This is a genomic window from Streptomyces sp. NPDC021225, from assembly GCF_044332865.1.
GTDB lineage: Bacteria > Actinomycetota > Actinomycetes > Streptomycetales > Streptomycetaceae > Streptomyces.
Genome location: NZ_JBIRPV010000002.1, coordinates 1,076,362 through 1,097,259 on the forward strand (window position 1 = coordinate 1,076,362; position 20,898 = coordinate 1,097,259).

Annotated in this window: 14 protein-coding genes; 3 read left to right on the forward strand and 11 right to left on the reverse strand. The window is 73.1% G+C overall.

Annotated elements, in window-relative coordinates:
• Positions 1-92 precede the first annotated feature (92 nt).
• Both ACH4S9_RS12920 and ACH4S9_RS12925 read right to left on the reverse strand, forming a co-directional pair.
• Positions 93-1,061: an NAD-dependent epimerase/dehydratase family protein gene (locus ACH4S9_RS12920; RefSeq protein WP_398371624.1), complete on the reverse strand. Its 969-nt coding sequence runs from the start codon at positions 1,059-1,061 to the stop codon at positions 93-95.
• 7 nt (positions 1,062-1,068) lie between these two features.
• Positions 1,069-2,322: a nucleotide disphospho-sugar-binding domain-containing protein gene (locus ACH4S9_RS12925; RefSeq protein WP_398371626.1), complete on the reverse strand. Its 1,254-nt coding sequence runs from the start codon at positions 2,320-2,322 to the stop codon at positions 1,069-1,071.
• 176 nt (positions 2,323-2,498) lie between these two features.
• On the opposite strand from ACH4S9_RS12925, the gene ACH4S9_RS12930 reads away from it, so the two are divergent.
• Both ACH4S9_RS12930 and ACH4S9_RS12935 read left to right on the forward strand, forming a co-directional pair.
• Complete coding sequence (locus ACH4S9_RS12930; RefSeq protein WP_385338895.1) at positions 2,499-3,746, forward strand: nucleotide disphospho-sugar-binding domain-containing protein; 1,248 nt, start codon at positions 2,499-2,501, stop codon at positions 3,744-3,746.
• Complete coding sequence (locus tag ACH4S9_RS12935) at positions 3,734-4,900, forward strand: nucleotide disphospho-sugar-binding domain-containing protein (protein WP_398371628.1); 1,167 nt, start codon at positions 3,734-3,736, stop codon at positions 4,898-4,900. The genes ACH4S9_RS12930 and ACH4S9_RS12935 overlap by 13 nt, the downstream gene beginning before the upstream one ends.
• A 6-nt stretch (positions 4,901-4,906) precedes the next feature.
• Here ACH4S9_RS12935 and ACH4S9_RS12940 read toward each other — a convergent pair whose 3' ends face one another.
• A complete protein-coding gene (locus tag ACH4S9_RS12940; protein ID WP_311727983.1) occupies positions 4,907-5,551 on the reverse strand; it encodes an antibiotic biosynthesis monooxygenase family protein in 645 nt (214 codons plus the stop codon).
• A gap of 158 nt (positions 5,552-5,709) precedes the next feature.
• Between ACH4S9_RS12940 and ACH4S9_RS12945 the strand changes: the two genes are divergently transcribed.
• Positions 5,710-6,960 carry a nucleotide disphospho-sugar-binding domain-containing protein gene (locus ACH4S9_RS12945; protein ID WP_398371631.1) on the forward strand — a complete coding sequence of 417 codons (1,251 nt, stop codon included), beginning with the start codon at positions 5,710-5,712 and terminating at the stop codon, positions 6,958-6,960.
• 37 nt (positions 6,961-6,997) lie between these two features.
• Here ACH4S9_RS12945 and glgB read toward each other — a convergent pair whose 3' ends face one another.
• The 8 genes from glgB to ACH4S9_RS12985 form a co-directional block, all read right to left on the reverse strand.
• On the reverse strand, positions 6,998-9,514 hold the full coding sequence (glgB, locus tag ACH4S9_RS12950) for a 1,4-alpha-glucan branching enzyme (RefSeq protein WP_398371633.1): 2,517 nt from the start codon (positions 9,512-9,514) through the stop codon (positions 6,998-7,000).
• A 31-nt stretch (positions 9,515-9,545) separates the two neighbouring features.
• Positions 9,546-11,114 (reverse strand): phosphotransferase, encoded by a 1,569-nt coding sequence (locus tag ACH4S9_RS12955; protein ID WP_398371635.1) that lies wholly within the window; start codon positions 11,112-11,114, stop codon positions 9,546-9,548.
• 266 nt (positions 11,115-11,380) lie between these two features.
• Positions 11,381-13,117 carry a maltose alpha-D-glucosyltransferase gene (treS, locus tag ACH4S9_RS12960; protein WP_311727986.1) on the reverse strand — a complete coding sequence of 579 codons (1,737 nt, stop codon included), beginning with the start codon at positions 13,115-13,117 and terminating at the stop codon, positions 11,381-11,383.
• A complete protein-coding gene (locus tag ACH4S9_RS12965; RefSeq protein WP_398371638.1) occupies positions 13,114-15,108 on the reverse strand; it encodes an alpha-1,4-glucan--maltose-1-phosphate maltosyltransferase in 1,995 nt (664 codons plus the stop codon). Before ACH4S9_RS12965 ends, treS begins: the two co-directional genes overlap by 4 nt.
• A 303-nt stretch (positions 15,109-15,411) precedes the next feature.
• Positions 15,412-16,632 (reverse strand): S8 family peptidase, encoded by a 1,221-nt coding sequence (locus tag ACH4S9_RS12970; protein WP_398371640.1) that lies wholly within the window; start codon positions 16,630-16,632, stop codon positions 15,412-15,414.
• A gap of 298 nt (positions 16,633-16,930) precedes the next feature.
• Positions 16,931-17,833, reverse strand: coding sequence for a helix-turn-helix domain-containing protein (locus tag ACH4S9_RS12975; RefSeq protein WP_398371642.1), 903 nt, complete (start codon positions 17,831-17,833; stop codon positions 16,931-16,933).
• A gap of 74 nt (positions 17,834-17,907) precedes the next feature.
• The gene (locus tag ACH4S9_RS12980; RefSeq protein WP_311730914.1) at positions 17,908-18,720 is read right to left on the reverse strand and encodes a pectate lyase; all 813 of its coding nucleotides are present in this window, start codon (positions 18,718-18,720) and stop codon (positions 17,908-17,910) included.
• 101 nt (positions 18,721-18,821) lie between these two features.
• The gene (locus tag ACH4S9_RS12985) at positions 18,822-20,741 is read right to left on the reverse strand and encodes a rhamnogalacturonan lyase (protein ID WP_398371645.1); all 1,920 of its coding nucleotides are present in this window, start codon (positions 20,739-20,741) and stop codon (positions 18,822-18,824) included.
• Positions 20,742-20,898 lie beyond the last annotated feature (157 nt).

Genomic DNA, 20,898 nt, shown 5'->3' on the forward strand with positions numbered 1-20,898 from the left:
GCGCGTTTACTTGGTGAAGGCGCGCCTTGATGGCGGCACGCCTTGGTGAGGCCGCGCCCGCGTATCTCAACCCTCCGTGTGCCTCCGCGCGCTCACACGCCCGCGAGTTGGGCCGCGAGCTGGTCGCGCAGTGACTCGTCCACACCGCGCCGTGGCTGCCAGTCCAGCAGCCGCCGCGCCCTGGAGATGTCCATCCGCTGCCACTCGGCCTCCGGCCGGCGCGCGTCATCGCGCGGTTCCTCGACCACCGGGACGGCGAGCCCGCTGAGCGCGATCATGCGATCGACGAGCCGGCGGACGCCGACCGCCTGGCCACGGCCGATGTTGACGGCCTGACCGCTGACCGACGGCGCCGGCGCGGCCGCCAGCACCGCTTCGGCGACGTCCCGCACGTCCACGAAGTCCCGCCGTACGTCCATCGGGGCCAGCCGCAGCGGAGCGACAGGCCCGCCGTCCGGCGCGTCGCCCGGCCTGCCGCCCGGCCCGCCACCCGTCTTCCGCCCGCGCGCGATGGCGGCCAGATGGTGGGCGACGCCGCCCAGCACACTGGCGCGCGGGGCGCCGGGCCCGTAGACGTTGGCGATCCGCAGCACCGTGCCGTCCACCGCCCCGGCGTGCGCCGCGTCCAGCACCGCGCGGCTGCCGAGCAGCTTGGAGCGGCCGTAGACGGTGGCGGGTTCCTGCGGGACGTCCTCGGTGATCCCGGTGCCGGGCGGCACCGGGCCGTACTCGTGGACGCTGCCCAGATGGACGAGGCGGACCCTCCGGTTCAGGCCCGCGACCGCTTCGACCAGCCGGGCGACCGAGGTCGCGTTCACCGCCGTCAGCTCGGCCTCGTCCGCGCCCCAGATCAGGCCCGTGGCGTTCACGACGACGTCCGCGTCCGCCTCCGCGAACAGGCCGCGCAGCCGGTCCGTGGACGCCCGGGTCAGTTCGAGCCGTACGGGGGCGCTCCTGGAGACGCCGAGCACATGCGCGCCGGCCGTCTCGAACGCCTCGCGGATATGCCGGCCGAGGAAGCCGGTGCCGCCCAGCACCACGACCGTCAGACGCGGGGTCACGACCGGCTCAGCGCGCCGCGAGGGCGGCGCCCTCGGCGAGTTCGCACAGGGACGTCACCAGCTCGGCGGGGTCGGGCTGCGACTCCATCTCCTGCCGCAGCCGCTTCGCCGTCGCCCGGTGCGTGCCGTCGCCCAGCAGTGCGGTGGCGGCGGCGCGGATCGCCGCCGGGTCCGCGGCCGCGTTGGGCATCGCCAGGCCGGCTCCCGAGGCCGCGATCCGGTTGGCGATGGTGCCCTGGTCCCAGCCGTTGGACAGCATCAGCTGAGGGATGCCGGCGGCGAGCGCGGTCATGGCGCAGCCGCCCCCGCCATGGTGGATCACCAGATCGCAGGCGGGCAGCAGCAACTGGAGCGGGGTCAGCTCCAGCAGCCGCATCCCGGGCGGGAGTTCGCCGATGCGTTCCCGATCGGAGCCGGTGACGGTGATGAGCACCTCCACGTCCAGGGCCGCCAGCGCCTCGACCACCCTCGGCACCGGGAAGGTGGACGGCCCGAACATCCCGGTCACCGCCGTACTCCACACCACACACACCCGGGGCCGCTCGCCGGGTGTCGGCAGTGTCGGCAGCCATGTCGGCATGACCCCGGGACCGTTGTACGGCACATGGCGCACCGGATGCCGCCGGGCCGCGCCGAGCGGCGGTGCCACGCTCACCGGGCAGGGGTCGATGACGTGCTCGTAGGTGTCGGGCAGCAGCGCGGTCAGACCATGGCGGCGGAACGCGCGGCTGAAGTCGATGGGGAGGAGCCCCGGTCCCAGATCCCCGTCGTGCTGGGCGAACGGCCCCCACAGATGGAGCAGCGAGGGCACGCCGAGCACCTTTCCGGTGAGCGGCCCTTCCAGGCTCAGCAGGTCGTGCACCACGAGCCGCGGTCGCCACCAGCGGGCGAATTCCACGGCGGCGTCGGTGCTGCGGCGCGAGGCGGCGGCCAGTTGCTTCCGGTTCTCGCCGAGCCAGGTGACCGGTTCGAACGCGTCCAACGAGGTGATGGGCTCGCCCGTGACCGGGTGCGGCGGCAGCTCGGCGAAGGGCCAGCGGCCCAGCTGCGCGTCGGAGAAGTTGCCGATCCGCGCCAGGATGTCGCCGCACTCCTTCTCCAGGACGGGGACCGGCATCAGCCCGGCCCGGGAGAGCGGCTCGGCCTGGGCGGGCGGGCAGACGACTCGTACCTCGTGGCCGGCAGCCTGTAGCGCCCAGCCGAGCGGCACCATCGAGAACCAGTGGCTGGGCCAGTCGGACACGGTGAACAGCACGCGCATCAGCGGGGTTCCTTCCTCTTCGCTCCGCGAGGAGCATTCAGGGGCGCGGTCGAGCGCCCCTCGAAGGAGGGTGGCGGGGCCGCCGCGTCCCCCGGTGGGCCATCGCGGATCGGAGCCGAGCGGGCGTCGAGCCGCCCGCGAGACCGGCTCGACGCCCGGTGCGCACACTCCCGGCCATGCGTGTACTGATGATGACCACGCCCATGCCCACCCACCTGCCCCCGATGGTGCCGCTCGCCTGGGCGCTGCGGGCCGCGGGCCACGAGGTGCTGGTGGCCGGGCAGCCCGACGTCCAGGACATGGCGCACGCGGCCGGGCTCGACAGCGTGTGCGTGGGCGGCTGGTTCCACCACAACGACTGGCTGGAGCCCTATCTGCCGCCCGGGGTCCGGCCGCTTCAGGCCCTGGGGCGGGACAACCGGATGGCCCTGGCGGGCAACGCCAAGGCGGTCGCCGTCCACGCCCGCTATCTGATCCCCGCCTATCTGGAGGTGGCCCGCGACTGGCGGCCGGACCTGGTCGTCGGGGAGCAGCTCGACTTCGCCGCGCCCGTGGTGGCCGGGGTGCTCGGAGTGCCCTCCGTACGGCACCGCTGGGGCGTGGACCCGCTCAGCGGCCCGGCCCGGCCGATAGCGGAGGTGTTCCTCGACGGGCTGTGCCGCAGGCTGGGGCTTGACGGGTTGCCGGAGCCCACGCTCGTCCTCGACCCGTGTCCGCCGGTGCTCCAGGTCCCGGACGCCGCGCCCGGCACCCCCATCCGCTTCGTGCCCTTCAACGGCCGGGGCACCAGGCCCGAGTGGGTACGCCGGCGGCGCGCGGCGCGCCGGGTGTGCGTCACCTTCGGGCAGCAGACGCTGCTGCTGAACGGGATGCCGCTGCTGCGCCACGTGCTGGCGGCCTTCGACGGGCTGCCGGACACGGAGGCCGTGGTGACCGTCGACCCGAGCCTTCAGCCGCGCCTCGGCGACCTGCCGGACGCGGTACGTGTCGTCGATCCGACGCCGCTGAGCCTGTTCCTGGACACCTGCGACGCGATCGTCCACCACGGGGGCTGCGGCACCGCGATGACCGCCACCGCCGCGGGCCTGCCGCAGCTCGTACTGCCGCAGATCATGGACCAGTTCGCCGCGGGCGACGCGGTGGCCGCCGTCGGCGCGGGGATCGGCATCGAGCGCGCGGCGGACCAGGACGACCCGCGGCGGGTACGCGAGGCGCTCGGCGCGCTGCTCGCGGAGGACGGCTACCGCGCGGCCGCCGCCGAACTGGCTTCGGTGGTGCGGCGGATGCCCTCGCCCGCGCGCGTCGCCGCGGACCTCGAACAGCTCGTCGCGGGGTCGGTGGGGGCAGCGGGGTCGGTGGGGGCAGCGGGGTCGGCAGGGATCGATGAGTCCGAGAGGACGGAGGAGTCCGGATGCGTGTCCTGATGCTGTCCACGCCCGTATCGACCCATGCCCAGCCCCTGGTGCCGCTGGCCTGGGCGCTGCGCTCGGCGGGCCACGAGGTGCTGTTCGCCGGGCAGCCGGATGTGACGGGAACGGTCCGCTCGGCCGGGCTGTCCACCGTGACCATGGGCGAGTGGTTCCACGCCGACGAGATTCTGCGGGCCACGCTCCCGGAAGGGAAGCGGCTGATCGAGACGCGCGGCCGCCCCACGCCCGAGGAGGTGGTGGGATCCACGCGGGTGTGGATGTCGCACACCCGGTATGTGCTGCCGGACTACCTCGACTTCGCCCGCGTGTTCCGCCCCGACCTCGTCGTCTCCGACATGCTGGAGTTCGGCGCGCCGATCGTGGCCGGGGTGCTGGGCGTACCGGCGGTGCAGCACCGCTGGGGCGTCGACCCGTACACGGCCGGCGCGTACCCCGCGGCCCGGCTCGCCCTCCAGGGCGTGTGCCGCCGCCTGGGGCTCGAGGGCCTGCCCGATCCGGCGGTGCTGCTCGACCCGTGCCCGCCGGTGCTTCAGCTCCCGGACGCGCTGCCGGGCACCCCGGTGCGCTACATCCCGTCCAACGGCAGCGGCCCGGTGCCGTCCTGGCTGCGCGCGGACCGGCGGAGTCCGGGGAAGCGGCGGGTGGCCGTGTCCCTGGGGGTGCGCACGCTGGAGCTGGGCGGCATCCCGCATGTGCGGCGGCTGCTGCGGGCCTTCGACGGACTGGGGGACGTCGAGGCGCTCGCGACCATCGACGAGGCGTACCGCGAACGCGTCGGTCCCGTGCCGTCCAATGTGCGGCTGATCGACCCCACCCCGCTCCATCTGTTCCTCCGCACGTGCGACGCGATGGTCCACCACGGCGGCGCGGGCACCGCGCTGACCGCGACCGCCTTCGGTCTGCCCCAGCTCGTGCTGCCCCAGCTGACCGACATGTTCGACGCGGGCGACCGGATCGCCGCCGCGGGCGCGGGCATCACCTTCGACGACGCGGCGGCCCAGGACGACCCGGAGCGGCTGCGCGAGGCCCTGACCGCCCTCCTGGACGAGCCCGGCTACGCCAAGGCCGCCGCTGAGCTGAGCCGCGAGATGCGGCGGCTGCCCGCACCGCCCCAGATCGTCACCGACCTGGAGCGGCTGGTGGGCTGACCGCGCTCAGCGGGCGGCGGTCCCGTTCTCCGCGGCCGGGGCGGGGCTCTGCGCGATGACGTCGTACACCCGCGTCTCGTGGTCCGCGTCCGCCCGGGCCGCGGAGAGCCGGGCCACCGCGCGGGCCGCGTCCTCCGTCCGTACGACGGTCGTGTACCGGCCCGCGCGGCGCGCCGAGGCGATGACCGAGCCGCGGCCGAAGCCGGGCTGCCGCGCCGCGTCGCCGAGCTCCGCGCCCAGTGCCCGCTCCAGTTCCCCGGCGGCGGCGCCTTCGCGCAGGGTGTACGTCGTCAGCACGCACCGCGGGCCGCCCCCGCCGCCGTCCTGACCACCCCCGCCGGCAGCCGCCAGCACCTTCCCGTGGTCGTTGTCGAGGTCGGCGAGGTCCAGCAGTTCCGCGCCCGCGCACACATAGAAGGCCGGGGAGGACACCGCTGCCTTGTAGGCGAGCGCGTCGCGCCATTCGGTGAGGATCACCTGGCTGCCGAGGCTGTCCGGCGACCGCAGAAGCAGCGCGCGCAGAAAGCCCTCCTGGTCGGCGCAGTAGTCCCAGTACTGGGCGAATGCCTTCTCGAAAGCGTCGGCGTTCTGCTCGCACGCGTCGGCGAGTTCGAAGTGGGCGACCACCACGACCGGTGCGGTCTCGTTCATGTCGTTGTTCCTCTCCCGCGTTGAGGGGCGGCACAGCCTCGCGGGGGGCTCTCGACCATGGATCGCAGGGTGGTCGAGGGGCGCGTTCGACCAGGGTGCGAGGGCTGTCCGAGGGCCGTACAAGGACCGTACGAGGGTGTGGCGCGAACCTCGCCGCCATGCGTGCGCTCTTCGTGACCTGGGCCGAACCGACCCATCTGCTCAGCCTCGTCCCGCTCGCCTGGGCCTGCCAGGCCGCGGGGCACGAGGTACGGATCGCCGCGCCGCCGCCGTGCGCGGCGGCGGTGACCCGCAGCGGTCTGACCGCGGTACCGGTCGGGCGGGACGTGGCCGTGGACCAGATCAGAAACCGCGCCGACCTGGCGCCCTGGCGCTCCCCGGGCCGCTGGCCCGAGGGCTGGGCGGCCCGCCCGGAGCTGCTGGACGCCGGGCAGCGCGCGGTGCTGGCCGCCCTGGCCGACAAGCAGTTCGCGGTGGCCCGCGCGATGGGCGCCGAGCTCGTCGCCTTCGCGCGCCACTGGCGCCCGGACGTGGTCGTCCACGACACGCTGGCCTACGCGGGCACGGTGGCCGCTGCCGCGGTCGGCGTGCCGGCTTACGGCCACACCTGGGGGTCCGCGACCGTCATGCGGGTGGAGAACGAGGACCTCGGGGCCCGTCCGCTCCCCGGCTACACCCGGCTGTTCACCGACCTGGACGTGGAGCCCCGCGACGGGCCGACCGCCTGGTTCGACCCCTGCCCGCCCGCGCTGCGGCTGCCCGACCCCGGGCCGCCCCGGCACCGCGTCGGGGTGCGTTACATCCCGTGCAACGGCCGCGGGGTTGTGCCCCGTTGGGTGGTCGAGGAACGCTCCCGGCCCCGGGTGTGCGTCACCGCGGGGGTGTCCGCGGCCAAGACGGGCCCCGGCGCGCCCCCGGACCTGCTGACCGGCGCCGCGCACGCGCTGGCCGGCCGGGGCCTGGAGGTGGTGCTGGCCGTGGACGCGGCTCAGGCCGGGCGGCTGGCCGGGCTGCCGGACCGGGTGCGGGTGGCCGCCGGCGTGCCCATGTCGGAACTGCTGCCCACCTGCGCCGCCGTCGTCCACCACGGCGGCTCGGGCACCGGCCTCACCGCGGCGGCGGCCGGGGTGCCGCAGCTGGTGCTGCCGCGGATCCCGGTCACCGCCGAGATCGGCGAGCGGCTGCGGAACGCCGGCGCCGGGCTGCTCCCGCCCCCGGAGCGGCAGGCCGACCCGGCCGTCATCGGCGAGGCCGTGGAGGCGCTGCTGGACGACCCCCGCCATGCGCGGGCCGCCGCCCGGCTGAGCGCCGCCATGTGCCGCGTCCCGTCCCCGGCCGAGCGGGTGGCCGTACTGGAGGCGGCGGCGTCGGCGACACCGGCGGAACCGGGCCGGGCGGCGGCGGCCTGAGGGCGGGGCGGCGGCCTGAGGGAGCGCCGCGCCGACGTCAGGCGGGCCGCAGCCAGACCGTGGCCAGCGGCGGCAGCACCGGCAGGATGCTTGCGGGTCGCCCGTGCGAGGCGGTGGGCTCGGCCTTGAGCGGTTCCGGGTTGGCCACACCGCTGCCGCCGTAGCGGGCGTCGTCGGTGTTCAGCACCTCGCGCCACAGGGGGAACCGGTCGGGCACGCCGACGCGGTAGTCGGGGCGTACGACGGGCGAGAAGTTGCTGATGGCCAGCAGCGGCGAACCGTCCGCGGCGAAGCGCAGGAACGCGAAGACATTGTCCTCGCGCGCGTCGCCCTCGACCCAGGCGAACCCCTCCGGGACGGTGTCCCGCTGCCACAGCGCGGGGGTGGCCCGGTACGCCCGGTTCAGCTCACGCACCAGGTCGCGTACGCCGCGGTGGTCGGGCTCGGCGGCGTACGAGGGGTCGAGCAGCCACCAGTCCGGGCCGTGGCTCTCCGACCACTCCGCGCCCTGCGCGAACTCCTGCCCCATGAAGAGGAGCTGCTTGCCCGGGTGCGCCCACATGAAGCCCAGGTACGCACGGTGGTCGGCGCGCTGCTGCCACCAGTCGCCGGGCATCTTCGACACCAGCGACCGCTTGCCGTGCACCACCTCGTCGTGCGAGATGGGCAGCACGTAGTTCTCGCTGTACGCGTACACCATCGAGAACGTCATCTCGTGGTGGTGGTACTTGCGGTGCACCGGCTCGTGGCCGATGTAGCCGAGCGAGTCGTGCATCCACCCCATGTTCCACTTCAGCCCGAAGCCGAGGCCGCCGAAGCCGCTGGCGCCGATATGGTGGGTGGCCCGGGTGACGCCGTCCCAGGCGGTGGACTCCTCGGCGATCGTCAGCACACCGGGGCAGCGGCGGTAGACGGTGGCGTTCATCTCCTGGAGGAAGGCGACCGCGTCCAGGTTCTCCCGGCCGCCGTGGACGTTGGGTGTCCACTGGCCCGGCTCGCGGGAGTAGTCGAGGTAGAGCATGGAGGCCACGGCGTCCACCCGCAGGCCGTCCACATGGAACTCCTCGCACCAGTACACGGCGTTCGCCACCAGGAAGTTGCGCACCTCCGTGCGGCCGTAGTCGAACTCCAGCGTGCCCCAGTCCGGGTGCGCGGCCCGGGCCGGGTCGGCGGGCTCGTACAGCGGCCTGCCGTCGAACTCGGCCAGCGCCCAGTCGTCCCGGGGGAAGTGCGCGGGCACCCAGTCGACCAGCACCCCGATGCCCGCCTGGTGCAGGGCGTCCACCAGGTACTTGAAGTCGTCGGGGGTGCCGAGCCGGGCGGTGGGCGCGTAGAAGCCGGTGACCTGGTAGCCCCACGAGCCGCCGAAGGGATGCTCGGCCACCGGCATCAGCTCGACATGCGTGAAGCCGAGGTCCTTGACGTACGCGGGGAGCTGCTCGGCCAGCCGGCGGTAGCTCAGGCCCGGCCGCCACGAGGGCAGATGCACCTCGTACACCGAGAACGGCGACTCGTGGACGCGCTGGCCCGCCCGGCGCGCCAGCCACTCCTCGTCGCGCCACTTGTGGTGGGAGGTGTGCACGATCGAGGCGGTGGCGGGCGGGCACTCGGTGCGGCGCGCCATGGGGTCGGCCCGCTGGGTGTGGCTCCCGTCCGGGCGGGTGATGTCGAACTTGTACACCGCGCCCTCGCCCACGCCGGGCAGGAACAGCTCCCACACGCCGCTGCCGCCGAGCGAGCGCATCGGGAAGGCGGTGCCGTCCCAGTAGTTGAAGTCCCCGGCCACGCGCACGCCGCGCGCGTCCGGCGCCCACACCGTGAACCGGGTCCCGGCCACGCCCTGGTGCGTCATCGGATGCGCGCCCAGCGCGCGCCACAGCTCCTCGTGACGGCCCTCGCCGATCAGATGCAGATCGAGCTCGCCGAGGGCGGGGAGGAAGCGGTACGGGTCGTGCTGCCCGTCCCTGTCCCCGTCCCCGTACCCCCTGTCCCCGTACCCGTACCCCCTGTCCTCTCCGTTCTCGTAGTCGACCAGCAGCCGGTAGTCGGGGATCTCCCGGAGCGGGATCACCCCGGAGAACAGCCCGTCCCCCTCGGGCCGCAGCCGGGCGCTCAGCCCGGTGGCGGTGACGGCCACGGACCGGGCGTACGGGCGCAGGGCGCGGAAGAGGATTCCGCCGCGCACGGGGTGGGCCCCGAGGAGGGCGTGCGGGTCGTGGTGGGAGCCGGAGAGCAGCCGCTGCCGGTCGGTGTCCCCGAGCGGCGCCGCGGGTCGCACACCTCCGCCGGAGGGCGGCGCGGCCTCGCGGCGGGGCGTGGCCTGCGGGCGCGGCGGGTCGGCGGCCGGTGGGTCGGCGGGGTCGGGCCTGGGCGCCCGGGGGGTGGGCGGGGCGGCGTACGAGGAGCGGGACATGGGGCCGTCTCCTGGGCCGTGCGCGGCGGCGCGGTGGGCGGCGTCCGGGCGGAAGGTGGCGGGGACAGGCGGGAGTGGTGCGGACGGGTCGGGCGGAGGCTGGTCGGGCGGGGTCTGGTCGGAGGGCGGACGTGCGGTCACGGGGGTGTCCTCCCAGGGGACTGGGTGTGTGTCAGGTGCGGGCGGCCGCCAGACGGCGGATGGCGGACATGGGGACGGGCAGCCACTCGGGGCGGTGGCGGGCCTCGTAGACCACCTCGTACACCGCCTTGTCGGTCTCATGGGCCCGCAGCAGCTCCGGTTCGTCGCGCGGGTCGGTACCCGACGCCTCCGCGTAGCCCGCGCAGTACGCGGCCCGGGTGCGGCCGGCCCAGTCCGGGGGGCTGTCGTGGCCGCCCACGGCCGCCGCGTAGTCGAACGAGCGGAGCATGCCCGCGATGTCGCGCACCGGTGGCTGCGGGCGGCGGCGTTCGTCGAGCGGGCGTGAAGGCTCGCCCTCGAAGTCGATCAGGGACCAGCGCACCTCGCCCCCCGCCACGTCACTGCCGGTGCCGCCCCCGGCGGACTGCCGCAGCACCTGGCCCAGGTGCAGATCGCCGTGGATGCGCTGGGCCGTCCAGGTGCGCCCGGCGCGGCCGAGCGCGGCCAGGTCCTCGTACGCGGTGTGCAGCGCGGCGCGGTAGGGGTGGAGGGCGGGTACGGCCGCGGCGGCCGAGTCCAGGCGCTCGGACATCACGGCCGCCAGGTGTTCGATCTGGGGCCTGCGCAGAACGGAGGTGGGCAGCGTGCGGGCCATCGCCAGATGGACCTCGGCGGTGGCCCGGCCGAGGGCGTGTGCGGCTTCGGTGAAGTCGTCCCCGGTGGTCAGCGCGTCGAGGGCGAGCTGCCAGCCGTCGGTGGAGCCGGCGAGATAGGGCTGGAGCACGCCGAGGGTGAAGGGATCGGTACGCGGGCCCGCGCCCGCGCCCTCGACAGGTGGGGCGGCCTCGAACCAGGCGGCCGGGGCGGGCACCCGGGTACAGCCCGTGTGGGCGAGGGCCAGGGGCAGCTCGAGGTCGGGGTTGGTGCCGGGGCTCACCCGGCGGAAGAGCTTGAGGATAAACGTATCTCCGTAGATCACCGAGGAGTTGGACTGCTCGGTGGTCAGCAGCCGGGGCGCGAGCCCCGAAGGGATGGCCGCGGACGGCTCGCACAGGAAGCGCAGCGGCCCGAGGGTGCCGGGCATCCGCAGCCGTTCGAGGAGGAGCGTGGCGAGGCGGGGGTCCAGCAGCGCCTCGTAGACGGTCAGACCGTGCACCGGCCCGCCGCTCGGGCGGCCGATGAGGGCGGGGGCGAGCCGGGGCGGGAGGGTGGCGCGCACCCCGAGGAGGAGCTGGTAGCAGTCGCTGGCCGCCGCGCCGCGCCGGTGCCCGCAGCCGGAGCCGTGGCGGTGACCGGGGGGCTCGGGCTGCTGGGCGCGGACCAGGAGATGGAGCAGGCCGGGCGTGGTGCCGCCGGTCGCGCACGGCAGCAGTTCGGTCGCGGAGACGAGCGCGAAGCCGGTGACGGGGCGGCCCTTGCCCGCGAACCAGCGCTGTCGGGGCAGCCATTCCGTGAGCAGGGGGGCGAGGGAGGCGAGCAGCCCGGTGGGGCCCGTGGCCGCGGTGGCGCGAGTGACACGGGTAGGGGACGGCGGGGGGTCGGCCCGCGGTACAGCCGTCGGCGGGTGCTGTGCCCCCCGGGAGAATGAAGCTTCCGGCATGGCGTCGCGTCCTTTCCCCGGGCACACGACAGATCAGGGCAAAGTGTCCCGGATTGCGGCATTGACTGTGCGACGGTGCGGGACGTGTCGGGCGAGGATCGTCCGTACGGCGAGTACGGAGCAGTACGGAGGAGTACGGAGCAGTACGGAGTACGCGATCGGCTCCGCCCGTGTGGTAGTAGGGAGGCTGCCCATGATGTGGTGCCGAAAACGCCCGTACGCGCCCGGGATGGGCGCGTACGGACGAGAGCGGCGCGCCCGGGAGGTCAGTCCGTCCAGTGCCCCGCCGCGTCGCCCGCTCGCAGCCGGAACCAGTAGAAGCCGTGGCCGGCGAGCGTCAGCAGATACGGGAGCTCTCCGATGGCGGGGAAGCGGACACCGCCGATCAGCTCGACCGGATGGCGGCCGGTGAAGGCCTGGAGATCGAGCTCGGTGGGCTGGGCGAAGCGCGAGAAGTTGTTCACGCACAGCACGAGGTCGTCCCCGCCGTCCTCCGTCGGCGGCGCCTCGCGCAGAAAGGCGAGGACGGCGGGGTTGGAGGAGGACAGCTCGGTGAAGGAGCCGAGCCCGAAGGCGGGGTTCTGCTTGCGGATCTCGATCATCCGGCGGGTCCAGTGGAGCAGCGAGGAGGGGCTGCTCATGGCCGCTTCGACGTTGGTGACCTGGTAGCCGTAGACCGGGTCCATGATCGTCGGCAGGAACAGCCGGCCCGGGTCGCAGGAGGAGAAGCCTGCGTTGCGGTCGGGGGTCCACTGCATGGGGGTGCGCACGGCGTCGCGGTCGCCGAGCCAGATGTTGTCGCCCATGCCGATCTCGTCGCCGTAGTAGAGGATCGGCGAGCCGGGCAGGGACAGCAGCAGCGCGGTGAACAGCTCGATCTGGTTGCGGTCGTTGTCCAGCAGCGGCGCCAGTCGTCTGCGGATGCCGATGTTGGCCCGCATTCTGGGGTCCTTGGCGTACTCCGCGTACATGTAGTCGCGCTCTTCGTCGGTGACCATCTCCAGCGTCAGCTCGTCGTGGTTGCGCAGGAAGATGCCCCACTGGCAGCCGGAGGGGATGGCGGGGGTCTTGGCGAGGATCTCCGAGACCGGGTAGCGGGATTCGCGCCGCACGGCCATGAAGATGCGCGGCATGACCGGAAAGTGGAAGGCCATGTGGCACTCGTCGCCGCCCTTGGTGAAGTCGCCGAAGTAGTCGACGACGTCTTCGGGCCACTGGTTGGCCTCGGCGAGCAGCACGGTGTCCGGGTAGTGGGCGTCGATCTCGGCGCGGACCCGCCTCAGCATCTCGTGGGTGCGGGGCAGGTTCTCGCAGTCGGTGCCCTCCTCCGCGTACAGATAGGGGACGGCGTCCAGCCGGAAACCGTCGATGCCCAGGTCCAGCCAGAAGCGCAGGGCGGCCAGTACCTCCTCCTGGACGGCGGGGTTCTCGAAGTTGAGGTCCGGCTGGTGCGCGAAGAAGCGGTGCCAGTAGTACTGCTTGCGTACCGGGTCAAAGGTCCAGTTGGAGGTCTCGGTGTCGATGAAGATGATCCGGGCGTCCTGGTACTGCTTGTCGTCGTCGGCCCACATGTAGTAGTCGCCGTACGGCCCGTCCGGGTCGGTGCGGGACTCCTGGAACCACGGGTGCTGATCGCTGGTGTGGTTCATGACGAAGTCGATGATCACCCGCATCCCGCGCTGATGGGCGGCGTCCACGAACTCGACGAAGTCGGCGAGGTCCCCGAATTCCGGCAGCACGGCGGTGTAGTCGGACACGTCGTAGCCGCCGTCGCGCAGCGGGGAGGCGAAGAAGGGTGGCAGCCAGAGGCAGTCCACGCCCAGCCACTGGAGATAGTCGAGTTTGGCCGTGAGCCCCTTGAGGTCGCCGACGCCGTCGCCGTTGCTGTCCTGGAAGGAGCGCACCAGCACCTCGTAGAAGACGGCGCGCTTGAACCAGTCGGGATCGCGGTCCTTGGCCGGAGTGTCCTCGAACTTATCCGGGACGGGCTCGTTGAAGATCATGATGTGGGTGACCCTCCGATCGGTGAGGACGGTCGCAGGGACAGCACATGCGCGGGAGCCATCGGACGGCCCGGCTCCAGGCGCACATAGTTGTCCCTGCCCCAGTGATAGGTCTCGCCGGTGAGCTCGTCGCGCACCGGGGCGGACTCATGCCAGTCGAGGCCGAGTTCCGGCATGTCCAACGAGACCGTCGCCTCCTGGGTGTGGTGGGGGTCCAGGTTGACGACCGTCAGCACGCACGAGTCGCCCGTTCGCTTCGAGTAGGCGATGACAGAGTCGTTGTCGGCGTGGTGGAATCGCAGGTTGCGCAGCTGCCGCAGGGCGGGCTGGCGACGCCGCAGCCGGTTCAGACAGGTGAGCAGCGGTGTGATGGTGCGCTCCGCGCGCTCGGCGGCCGCCCAGTCGCGCGGCCGCAGCTGGTACTTCTCGGAGTCCAGGTACTCCTCGCTGCCGGGGCGCAGCGGGGTGTTCTCGCACAGCTCGAAGCCCGCGTAGACGCCCCAGGTGGGGGAGAGGGTGGCGGCCAGCACGGCCCGCGCCTCGAAGGCGGGGCGGCCGCCCTGCTGGAGGTGGGCGTGCAGGATGTCCGGGGTGTTCACGAAGAGATTGGGCCGCATGGATCCGGCCGCCTCGCCGGACAGCTCGGTGAGGTAGTCGGTGAGCTCCTGTTTGGTGTTCCGCCAGGTGAAGTAGGTGTACGACTGCTGAAAGCCGACGGCGCCGAGGGTGTGCATCATGGCCGGCCGGGTGAAGGCCTCGGCGAGGAAGATGACATCGGGGTCGGTCCGGTTGATGTCGCCGATCACCTTCTCCCAGAAGACCACGGGCTTGGTGTGCGGGTTGTCCACCCGGAAGATCCGCACGCCGCGGGACATCCAGAAGCGCAGCACCCGCTCGGTCTCGCGGACCAGCCCGGTGAAGTCCGTGTCGAACGCGATCGGGTAGATGTCCTGGTACTTCTTGGGCGGGTTCTCGGCGTACGCGATGGTGCCGTCGGCCCGCCGGTGGAACCACTCCGGGTGCTTGTTCACCCAGGGGTGGTCGGGCGAGCACTGGAGGGCGAAGTCGAGCGCGACCTCCATGCGCAGCTCGCGGGCGCGGGCCACGAAGTGGTCGAAGTCGGCGAGGGTGCCGAGGTCGGGGTGGACCGCGTCGTGGCCGCCGTCGGCGGAGCCGATGGCCCAGGGGGAGCCGACGTCGTACGGGCCTGCCGAGAGCGCGTTGTTGGGGCCCTTGCGGAAGGAGCTGCCGATGGGGTGGATCGGCGGGAGGTACACCACGTCGAAGCCCGCGGCCGCGACGGCGGGCAACCGCTCGGCCGCGGTGCGCAGGGTGCCGCTCACCGGCCGCCGGTCCTCGGCGACCCTGGCCCCCTCCGAGCGCGGGAACAGCTCGTACCAGGACCCGAACAGCGCGCGCTCCCGCTCCACCAGGAGCGGCATCGAACGGGAGGCGGTGACCAGCTCGCGCAGCGGGTGGCGGCCGAGGACCTCGGCGACCTCGGGGGCGAGGGCGGCGGCGAGCCGGTCGGCCACCGGGCGCCGCTCGTCGCGCAGTCCGTCGACGGCGCGCAGCACCGACTCCCGGCCGTCGCTCTTGGGGACGGCCCCCGCGGCTCTCTCATGCAGCCGCGCGCCCTCCTCCAGGACCAGATCGGTGTCGATCCCGGCGGGGATCTTGACGGTGGCGTGATGGCGCCAGGTGCCGATCGGGTCGCTCCAGGCCTCGACCGTGTACGACCAGCGGCCCGGCGAGGTCGGGGTGACATCGGCGCCCCAGCGGTCGGTGCCGGGGGCGAGTTCGCGCATCGGTGTCCAGGGGCCCGAGCGCCCGGCCGGGTCGCGCAGCACGACATTGGCCCTGACCGCGTCGTGGCCCTCCCGGAACACGGTGGCGCTGACTTGGAAGGTCTCGCCCACCACCGCCTTCGCGGGGCGGCGGCCGCAGTCGATGAGCGGGCGGATGTCCAGGACGGGGATGCGACCGATCATAGGATCACCTGACGGCGTTGCGGGCGTATATGCTTTGGCGGCTTTTGTCCTTTGTATCGGTTGTGCCGCCTTGCGGCGGGTTGCGGGCATGACAGCTCCTGTCCGCGTTCACTCTGGTGGGCGGATGGGGTCGGCCATGGGGGGCGTGTTCGGAAAGCCTTCCCACGCGGCGAGGGGGGACAATCCGGGTTCCCGTTAACTTCCCGTGCGTAACGCGCTCGGCCCCGCGCGCTTCCTGAAACAGGAATCGCGCGGGGCCGACGGGTTTCGAGTGGGTGGGCGATGTTGTCGGCTGCCGCCCAGTCAGTTTGCGACGTGCAGCAGGAGGTTCGGCGAGCCGTCTCCCGCGTCGCGCACCTTGCCCTTGGCGGCGTGGGCGATCAGGGCCGCGCTCACCTCGGCCGGGGTCGCCCGCGGATGGTCCGCGAGATACAGCGCGGCCGCACCGGCCGCGTGCGGGGCGGCCATCGAGGTGCCCGACATGACTCTCGTCGCCGTGTCGCTCGCGTTCGACGCCGAGACGATCCGCTCCCCGGGCGCGAACAGGTCAACCGCCGGGCCCCAGTTGGAGAGGGCCGCACGCCGGTCGTCCCGGTCCGTCGCGCCCACCGTGACCGCCCCCGCTACCCGGCCCGGCGAGTACGCGCCCGCGGACCGGTCCTCATTGCCCGCCGCGACGGTGAAGGTGAGGCCGGACGCGATGCCCGACCGCACCGCCTCGTCCCACTCGGGGACCGGGTCGGGCAGCGTGGAGCCCAGGCTCAGATTGACCACGGCGGGCTTGTGGGCGTGTTTCATCACCCAGTCGAGACCCGCCAGCACCTGGGTGGTGGTGCCCTCGCCCCTGTCGTCCAGCACCCGTACGGCGACGATCTCCGCCTTCTTCGCCACCCCGTACTCCGTCCCCGCGGCGGTGGCCGCGACATGCGTGCCGTGGCCGTTGTTGTCCTCCGCGACCGGGTCGTCGTCGACGAAGTCCCAGCCCGAGCGGGCGCGCCCGCCGAAGTCCCGGTGGGTGGTGCGCACACCGGTGTCCAGGACGTAGATCGTCGTGCCGCGCCCGGCGCCGCGCGGCCAGGCGTACGAGGCGTCCAGCGGGCGCTGCGGCTGGTCGATCCGGTCCAGGCCCCATGACGGCGGGTGCTGTTGCCGTTGCCGTTGCCGTTGCTGTCGCTCGGCGCGCAGTGACACCCGGGCGTCCGGCGCGACGGAGGCGATGTGCGGGTCGGCCGCCAGCCGCTCGGCCTGTGTCTTGTCCGCCCGTACCGCGTAGCCGTTCAGCGCCGTGCTGTATGTGCGGCTGATTCTCGCCCCGTAGCGCGCGGCGAGCTTCCTTCCCCCCTCGGAGTCCGCGCGAAGGCCCCCCGTCGCCTTCAGCGTGACGATGTAGCTGCCGTCAGCCGTGGCCGCCGCGTCCGCCCTGGCGGCTGCGGCCGACGGCATCGCGGCCGCCAGGACCGCCGTGGCCAGGCCCACGACGACGGCCGAGACCCGGTGCCGGCGGCCGGCACCCGTATGCGGCATGGATCGATCCCCTCCCCGGCCCCCAACTCGACGGCGTCAGCCTCTCGTGGGGAGGAGGATCGGGACAAGACCGCTTTGGGGGGTTAAATCGGCCAGGTCGGCGATGGGGTGGGCGGGGTGGGTGAAGAGAGGTTGCGTCGAATTCCGGTCGTTGGTGGTGGAGTTGGGCGCCTGCGGCGGGCCCGTCCCCACCCCGCCCCTTCCCGTTCCAGGGGCTTCGCCCCTGGACCCCCGGGGTCTGGGGCGGAGCCCCAGTTGAGGCAAGGGGCGGGGTGGGGAACAGATCCCCGGACGGGGCCTAGCGCGGCGCCGACGTCCTCGTCGTTGCCGTCGTCGTCGTCGTCGGCGGCGGCGACGCGACGCCCGTCGCCAGCAGCCGCAGGGCCGCCTCCGACGGAGAGCCCGGCTCCGCGCCGTACATCAGCAGGCACTGGCCCGCGGAGTCCCGCAGCGGCGTCATCTCGAAGGTCAGCTCGAGCGGCCCGACCAGCGGATGGTGGAAGGACTTGACGCCGAAGGCGCACTTGCGCACCGGGTGGCGCGACCACAGCGCCGCGAACTCCCCGCTCTTCATGGTCAGCTCGCCGATCAGCTCCGCCAGCCGCCGGTCGTCGGGGTACTCGCCCGCCGCGAGCCGCAGTGAGGAGACCGCGCGCCGCGCCTCGCCCTCCCAGTCGGGGTAGAGCTCGCGGGTGTGCGGGTCCAGGAACAGCAGCCGCTGGGTGTTGGGGCGGTCGGCGGGGCGCTCCGGGCCGTCGGCGGCCAGATGCCCCGCGACCAGGGCGTGCCCGAGCGGGTTCCAGGCCAGGACGTCGAAGCGGGCCGTCAGCACGAGGGCGGGCACCCCGTCCATGGCCTCGATCAGTCGGCGGGTGCTCGGCCTGGCGGCCTCGGCGCGCGGCGCCGGACGGCGTCCGGCCCGTGCCGGGCGGGCCAGATTGCGCAGATGCGCGTGTTCGTCGGGGCTCAGCCGCAGCGCGCGGGCGATCGCGTCGAGCACGCCGTCCGACGCGCCCGTCGACTGGCCCTGCTCCAGCCGCGTGTAGTAGGCCACGCTCACCCCGGCCAACTGCGCCAGCTCCTCGCGGCGCAGCCCGGGCACGCGGCGGCGGGTCCCGTACGAGACCAGCCCGACGTCCTCGGGGCGCAGGCGGGCGCGGCGGGTGCGCAGAAAGTCTCCCAGCGCGGCGGGTGTGTCCATGGGGACCAGTGTGCGACAGCCGGGCCCGGCGTGCCTGCCCCTGCCAGGGTCAGGCACGCCGGGCCGGCCCCTCATCACTTGTAGGTGATGTCCGAGGTGGAGTACTTGCAGTACGTGCCGTCCGGGCCGCTGCCGTTCTTCGTCGGCTCGGCGCCCGTGTTGTTCCCGATGTACTTCTGGCAGGGGACGATCTTCTTGCTGCTGTCGCCGACGATGGTGATCGAGCGCAGCGTGAGGGAGTCGCCGTAGTTGGTGTTGATCCCGCCGCCGACGCTGCCGGGCGCGGTGAGCTCCGTGTTGCTCACGTTGATGGTGCGCTTGTACTGCGTGGAGCAGTTGCCGCAGGACCGGACGAAGGTCTTGAAGTCCTGGCCGGCGAAGTTGGAGATGTTCAGCGTGCCGCCGCCGTTGAACTGGAAGATCTTGTCCGCGGCCTTGCGCGCGCCGCCGCCGATGACGTTGAACGTCTTGCCGCTGCCCCGGAAGGTGGCGGCGTCCTCGCCGACGTCCTCCCACCAGACGTTCTGGAGGGTGCAGCTGCCCTCACAGTGGACGCCGTCGGCGGCCGGGGCGCCGAGGATGACGTTCTTGAGGGTGGCCCCGTCGGAGAGCTTGAAGAGCGGGTCCTGGTCCTCGTTCTGGCCGCCGGTGCCCAGGTCGCCGGAGCCGTAGTAGCGCTTCATGCCGCCGTCCATGGACCCGCTGACCGGGATGGTCTTGGTGACCGCCTGGGGGGTGCCGCTGGGCGAGGGCCAGGTGGCGGCCGAGGCGGTGGGGAGGGTCAGACCGGTGGTGATGGCGCCCGTGGTGAGGGCGACGGCGCCCAGGAGGCCGGCCATCGCCCGCTTCCTGTTCAGGTGCTTGGTGCGCGGTGCGGGTAGTGCCATGTCACTCTCCTCTGTCCGGTTGATGCGTGGGGGGTGCGGGTGGAACCGGTGGAGCGAGTGGAGCCGGTGGTGCGGGGGACGGTCGTTCAGGGGGCGGCGGTTCAGCGCGCGGCGATCTTCGGCCGCGGCGGGGTCGCCATCTTGTTCCCGATGAAGAAGCTGGGGTGCGGCGGCTGGTTGTACGCGGTGTTCTGCCAGGCCAGGGCCGTCCGGTACTGCCGGTCGTGCAGCAGCGTGGTGATCTTCCGGTCGGTCTCGTACGGCGTGGAGTAGATCCGCAGCGCCTTGTTGTCCGAGGTCGGCCAGATCACCTCCTCGCGCCAGTCGCCGAGGATGTCACCGGACAGCGACGGGGTGGCCTTGGTGCCGTTGTTGGAGTGCACTCCGGAGCCGGTCAGCAGCCGGGTGTCGGCTGAGGTGCCGTACTTGTCGATGTGCGTGTCGTCCAGCAGCTCGCGCACCGGGTCGCCGTCCCACCACGACAGGAAGTTGATCGAGGACGGCTTGCGGCCCTTGGCGCCGCCGCCCTCGTCGCGGATCTGGTCGTCCTTCGCGGACCACATCTCGGCGCCGTCGTTGCCCGCCCAGATGTCCCCGGCCACGCCGCGCCCGTTGTCGCCGTTCGCCCCCGTGGACCACAGCACCTGGCCGGTCCTGGCGTCGGCGAAGTACGACGACGGCTTGGAGGAGTCCTCGTCGACCTTGAAGTACTCCAGACCGGGCCGGGACGGGTCGAGGTCGCCGAGGTGGGCCGCGTCGCCGTGGCCGTTCTTGTTGGTCCACAGGGCGTTGCCGTTGTCGTCCACGGCCATCGAGCCGTAGACGATCTCGTCCTTGCCGTCGGAGTCCACATCGCCGACCGCCAGGGCGTGGTTGCCCTGCCCGTCGTAGCCCTTGCCGGTGTTGGTGGAGCTGTTGGTGTCGAACGTCCACTTGCGGGTGAGCTGCCCGCCGCTGTAGTTCCAGGCGCTGATGACCGTACGGGTGTAGTAGCCGCGCGCCTCGATCAGCGAGGGCTTCGAGCCGTCCAGGTAGGCGGTGCCGGCCAGGAAGCGGTCCACGCGGTTGCCGTACGAGTCGCCCCACGAGGACACCGTGCCGCGCGGCGGGACATAGTCGACGGTGGAGGCCGCCGCGCCCGTCTGCCCGTTGAACATGGTCAGGAACTCGGGGCCGTCCAGCACATAGCCGCTGGAGTTGCGGTAGTCGGCGGAGGCGTTGCCGATGGTCCTGCCGGTGCCGTCGACCGTGCCGTCCGCGGTCTTCATCGCGACCTCGGCCTTGCCGTCGCCGTCGTAGTCGAACACCTGGAACTGGGTGTAGTGGGCGCCGGAGCGGATGTTGCGGCCCAGGTCGATCCGCCACAGCCGCTGCCCCTGGAGGGTGTAGCCGTCGACGATGGTGTTCCCGGTGACGCCGGACTGCGAGTTGTCCTTGGCGTTCGTCGGCTGCCACTTGAGGACGATGTCGAGGTCGCCGTCGCCGTCCAGGTCGCCCACCGAGGCGTCATTGGCCTCGTAGGTGTAGTCCGAGCCGCCGGACGGGGGCGAGATCGGCACGTCGAAGTAGCCGGGGCGGAACTGCATGGCGCTCGGCGAGGCGGCCTGCTCCGTGCCGCCCACGATCGCGCGGACGGTGTAGTCGGCGCTGTTGGGGGCGTCCTTGTGGAGGTAGTTGGTGGTGGTGATGGGCGAGGCGTTGACCTTGACGCTGCCCCGGTAGAGGTTGAACGTGACGTCGTCCGGGTCGGTGGCCAGCCAGCGCCAGCTGACCAGGTTGTCGTTGCCGGTGTGCACGCTGACCAGCCCGCGGTCGAGCTTCTCCAGTTGGCTTGCCTGGATGGCGGCCTTGGGCGTGCCGCTCTCCGCGGGGCCGGCGGGGGCGGCGGGGGCGGCGTGCGACAGAGCGGCCGGGCCGGTGGCGAGCAGCGCCCCGGCGGCGGCCGCGGCGAGCGCGGCCCGTCTGACACGTCTGGCCCGGAGGCGGGCGGAGGGGGCGGGCGAACCGTGCGGGGATGCCACGGGACCTCCTGGGGGATGGGGGGATGGGGGGATGGGGGTGGGGGTGGCGGGTGCGGGGGGTGTCGGGGTGTGGTCGCCGCTCTGACCGGAAAGGTTGCCGCCCCTCCCCACGGATTTCCCGCCCCGGATTCCCGGGCGCGGGACGCGGCGCCGCCCG

Coding starts and splice junctions, on each gene's coding strand:
- ACH4S9_RS12975 (WP_398371642.1), bottom strand. CDS start 17,833: ATGGACACACCCGCCGCGCTGGGAGACTTTCTGCGCACCCGCCGCGCC.
- ACH4S9_RS12940 (WP_311727983.1), bottom strand. CDS start 5,551: ATGAACGAGACCGCACCGGTCGTGGTGGTCGCCCACTTCGAACTCGCC.
- ACH4S9_RS12965 (WP_398371638.1), bottom strand. CDS start 15,108: ATGATCGGTCGCATCCCCGTCCTGGACATCCGCCCGCTCATCGACTGC.
- ACH4S9_RS12970 (WP_398371640.1), bottom strand. CDS start 16,632: ATGCCGCATACGGGTGCCGGCCGCCGGCACCGGGTCTCGGCCGTCGTC.
- ACH4S9_RS12955 (WP_398371635.1), bottom strand. CDS start 11,114: ATGCCGGAAGCTTCATTCTCCCGGGGGGCACAGCACCCGCCGACGGCT.
- ACH4S9_RS12925 (WP_398371626.1), bottom strand. CDS start 2,322: ATGCGCGTGCTGTTCACCGTGTCCGACTGGCCCAGCCACTGGTTCTCG.
- ACH4S9_RS12980 (WP_311730914.1), bottom strand. CDS start 18,720: ATGGCACTACCCGCACCGCGCACCAAGCACCTGAACAGGAAGCGGGCG.
- ACH4S9_RS12930 (WP_385338895.1), top strand. CDS start 2,499: ATGCGTGTACTGATGATGACCACGCCCATGCCCACCCACCTGCCCCCG.
- treS (WP_311727986.1), bottom strand. CDS start 13,117: ATGATCTTCAACGAGCCCGTCCCGGATAAGTTCGAGGACACTCCGGCC.
- ACH4S9_RS12945 (WP_398371631.1), top strand. CDS start 5,710: ATGCGTGCGCTCTTCGTGACCTGGGCCGAACCGACCCATCTGCTCAGC.
- ACH4S9_RS12935 (WP_398371628.1), top strand. CDS start 3,734: ATGCGTGTCCTGATGCTGTCCACGCCCGTATCGACCCATGCCCAGCCC.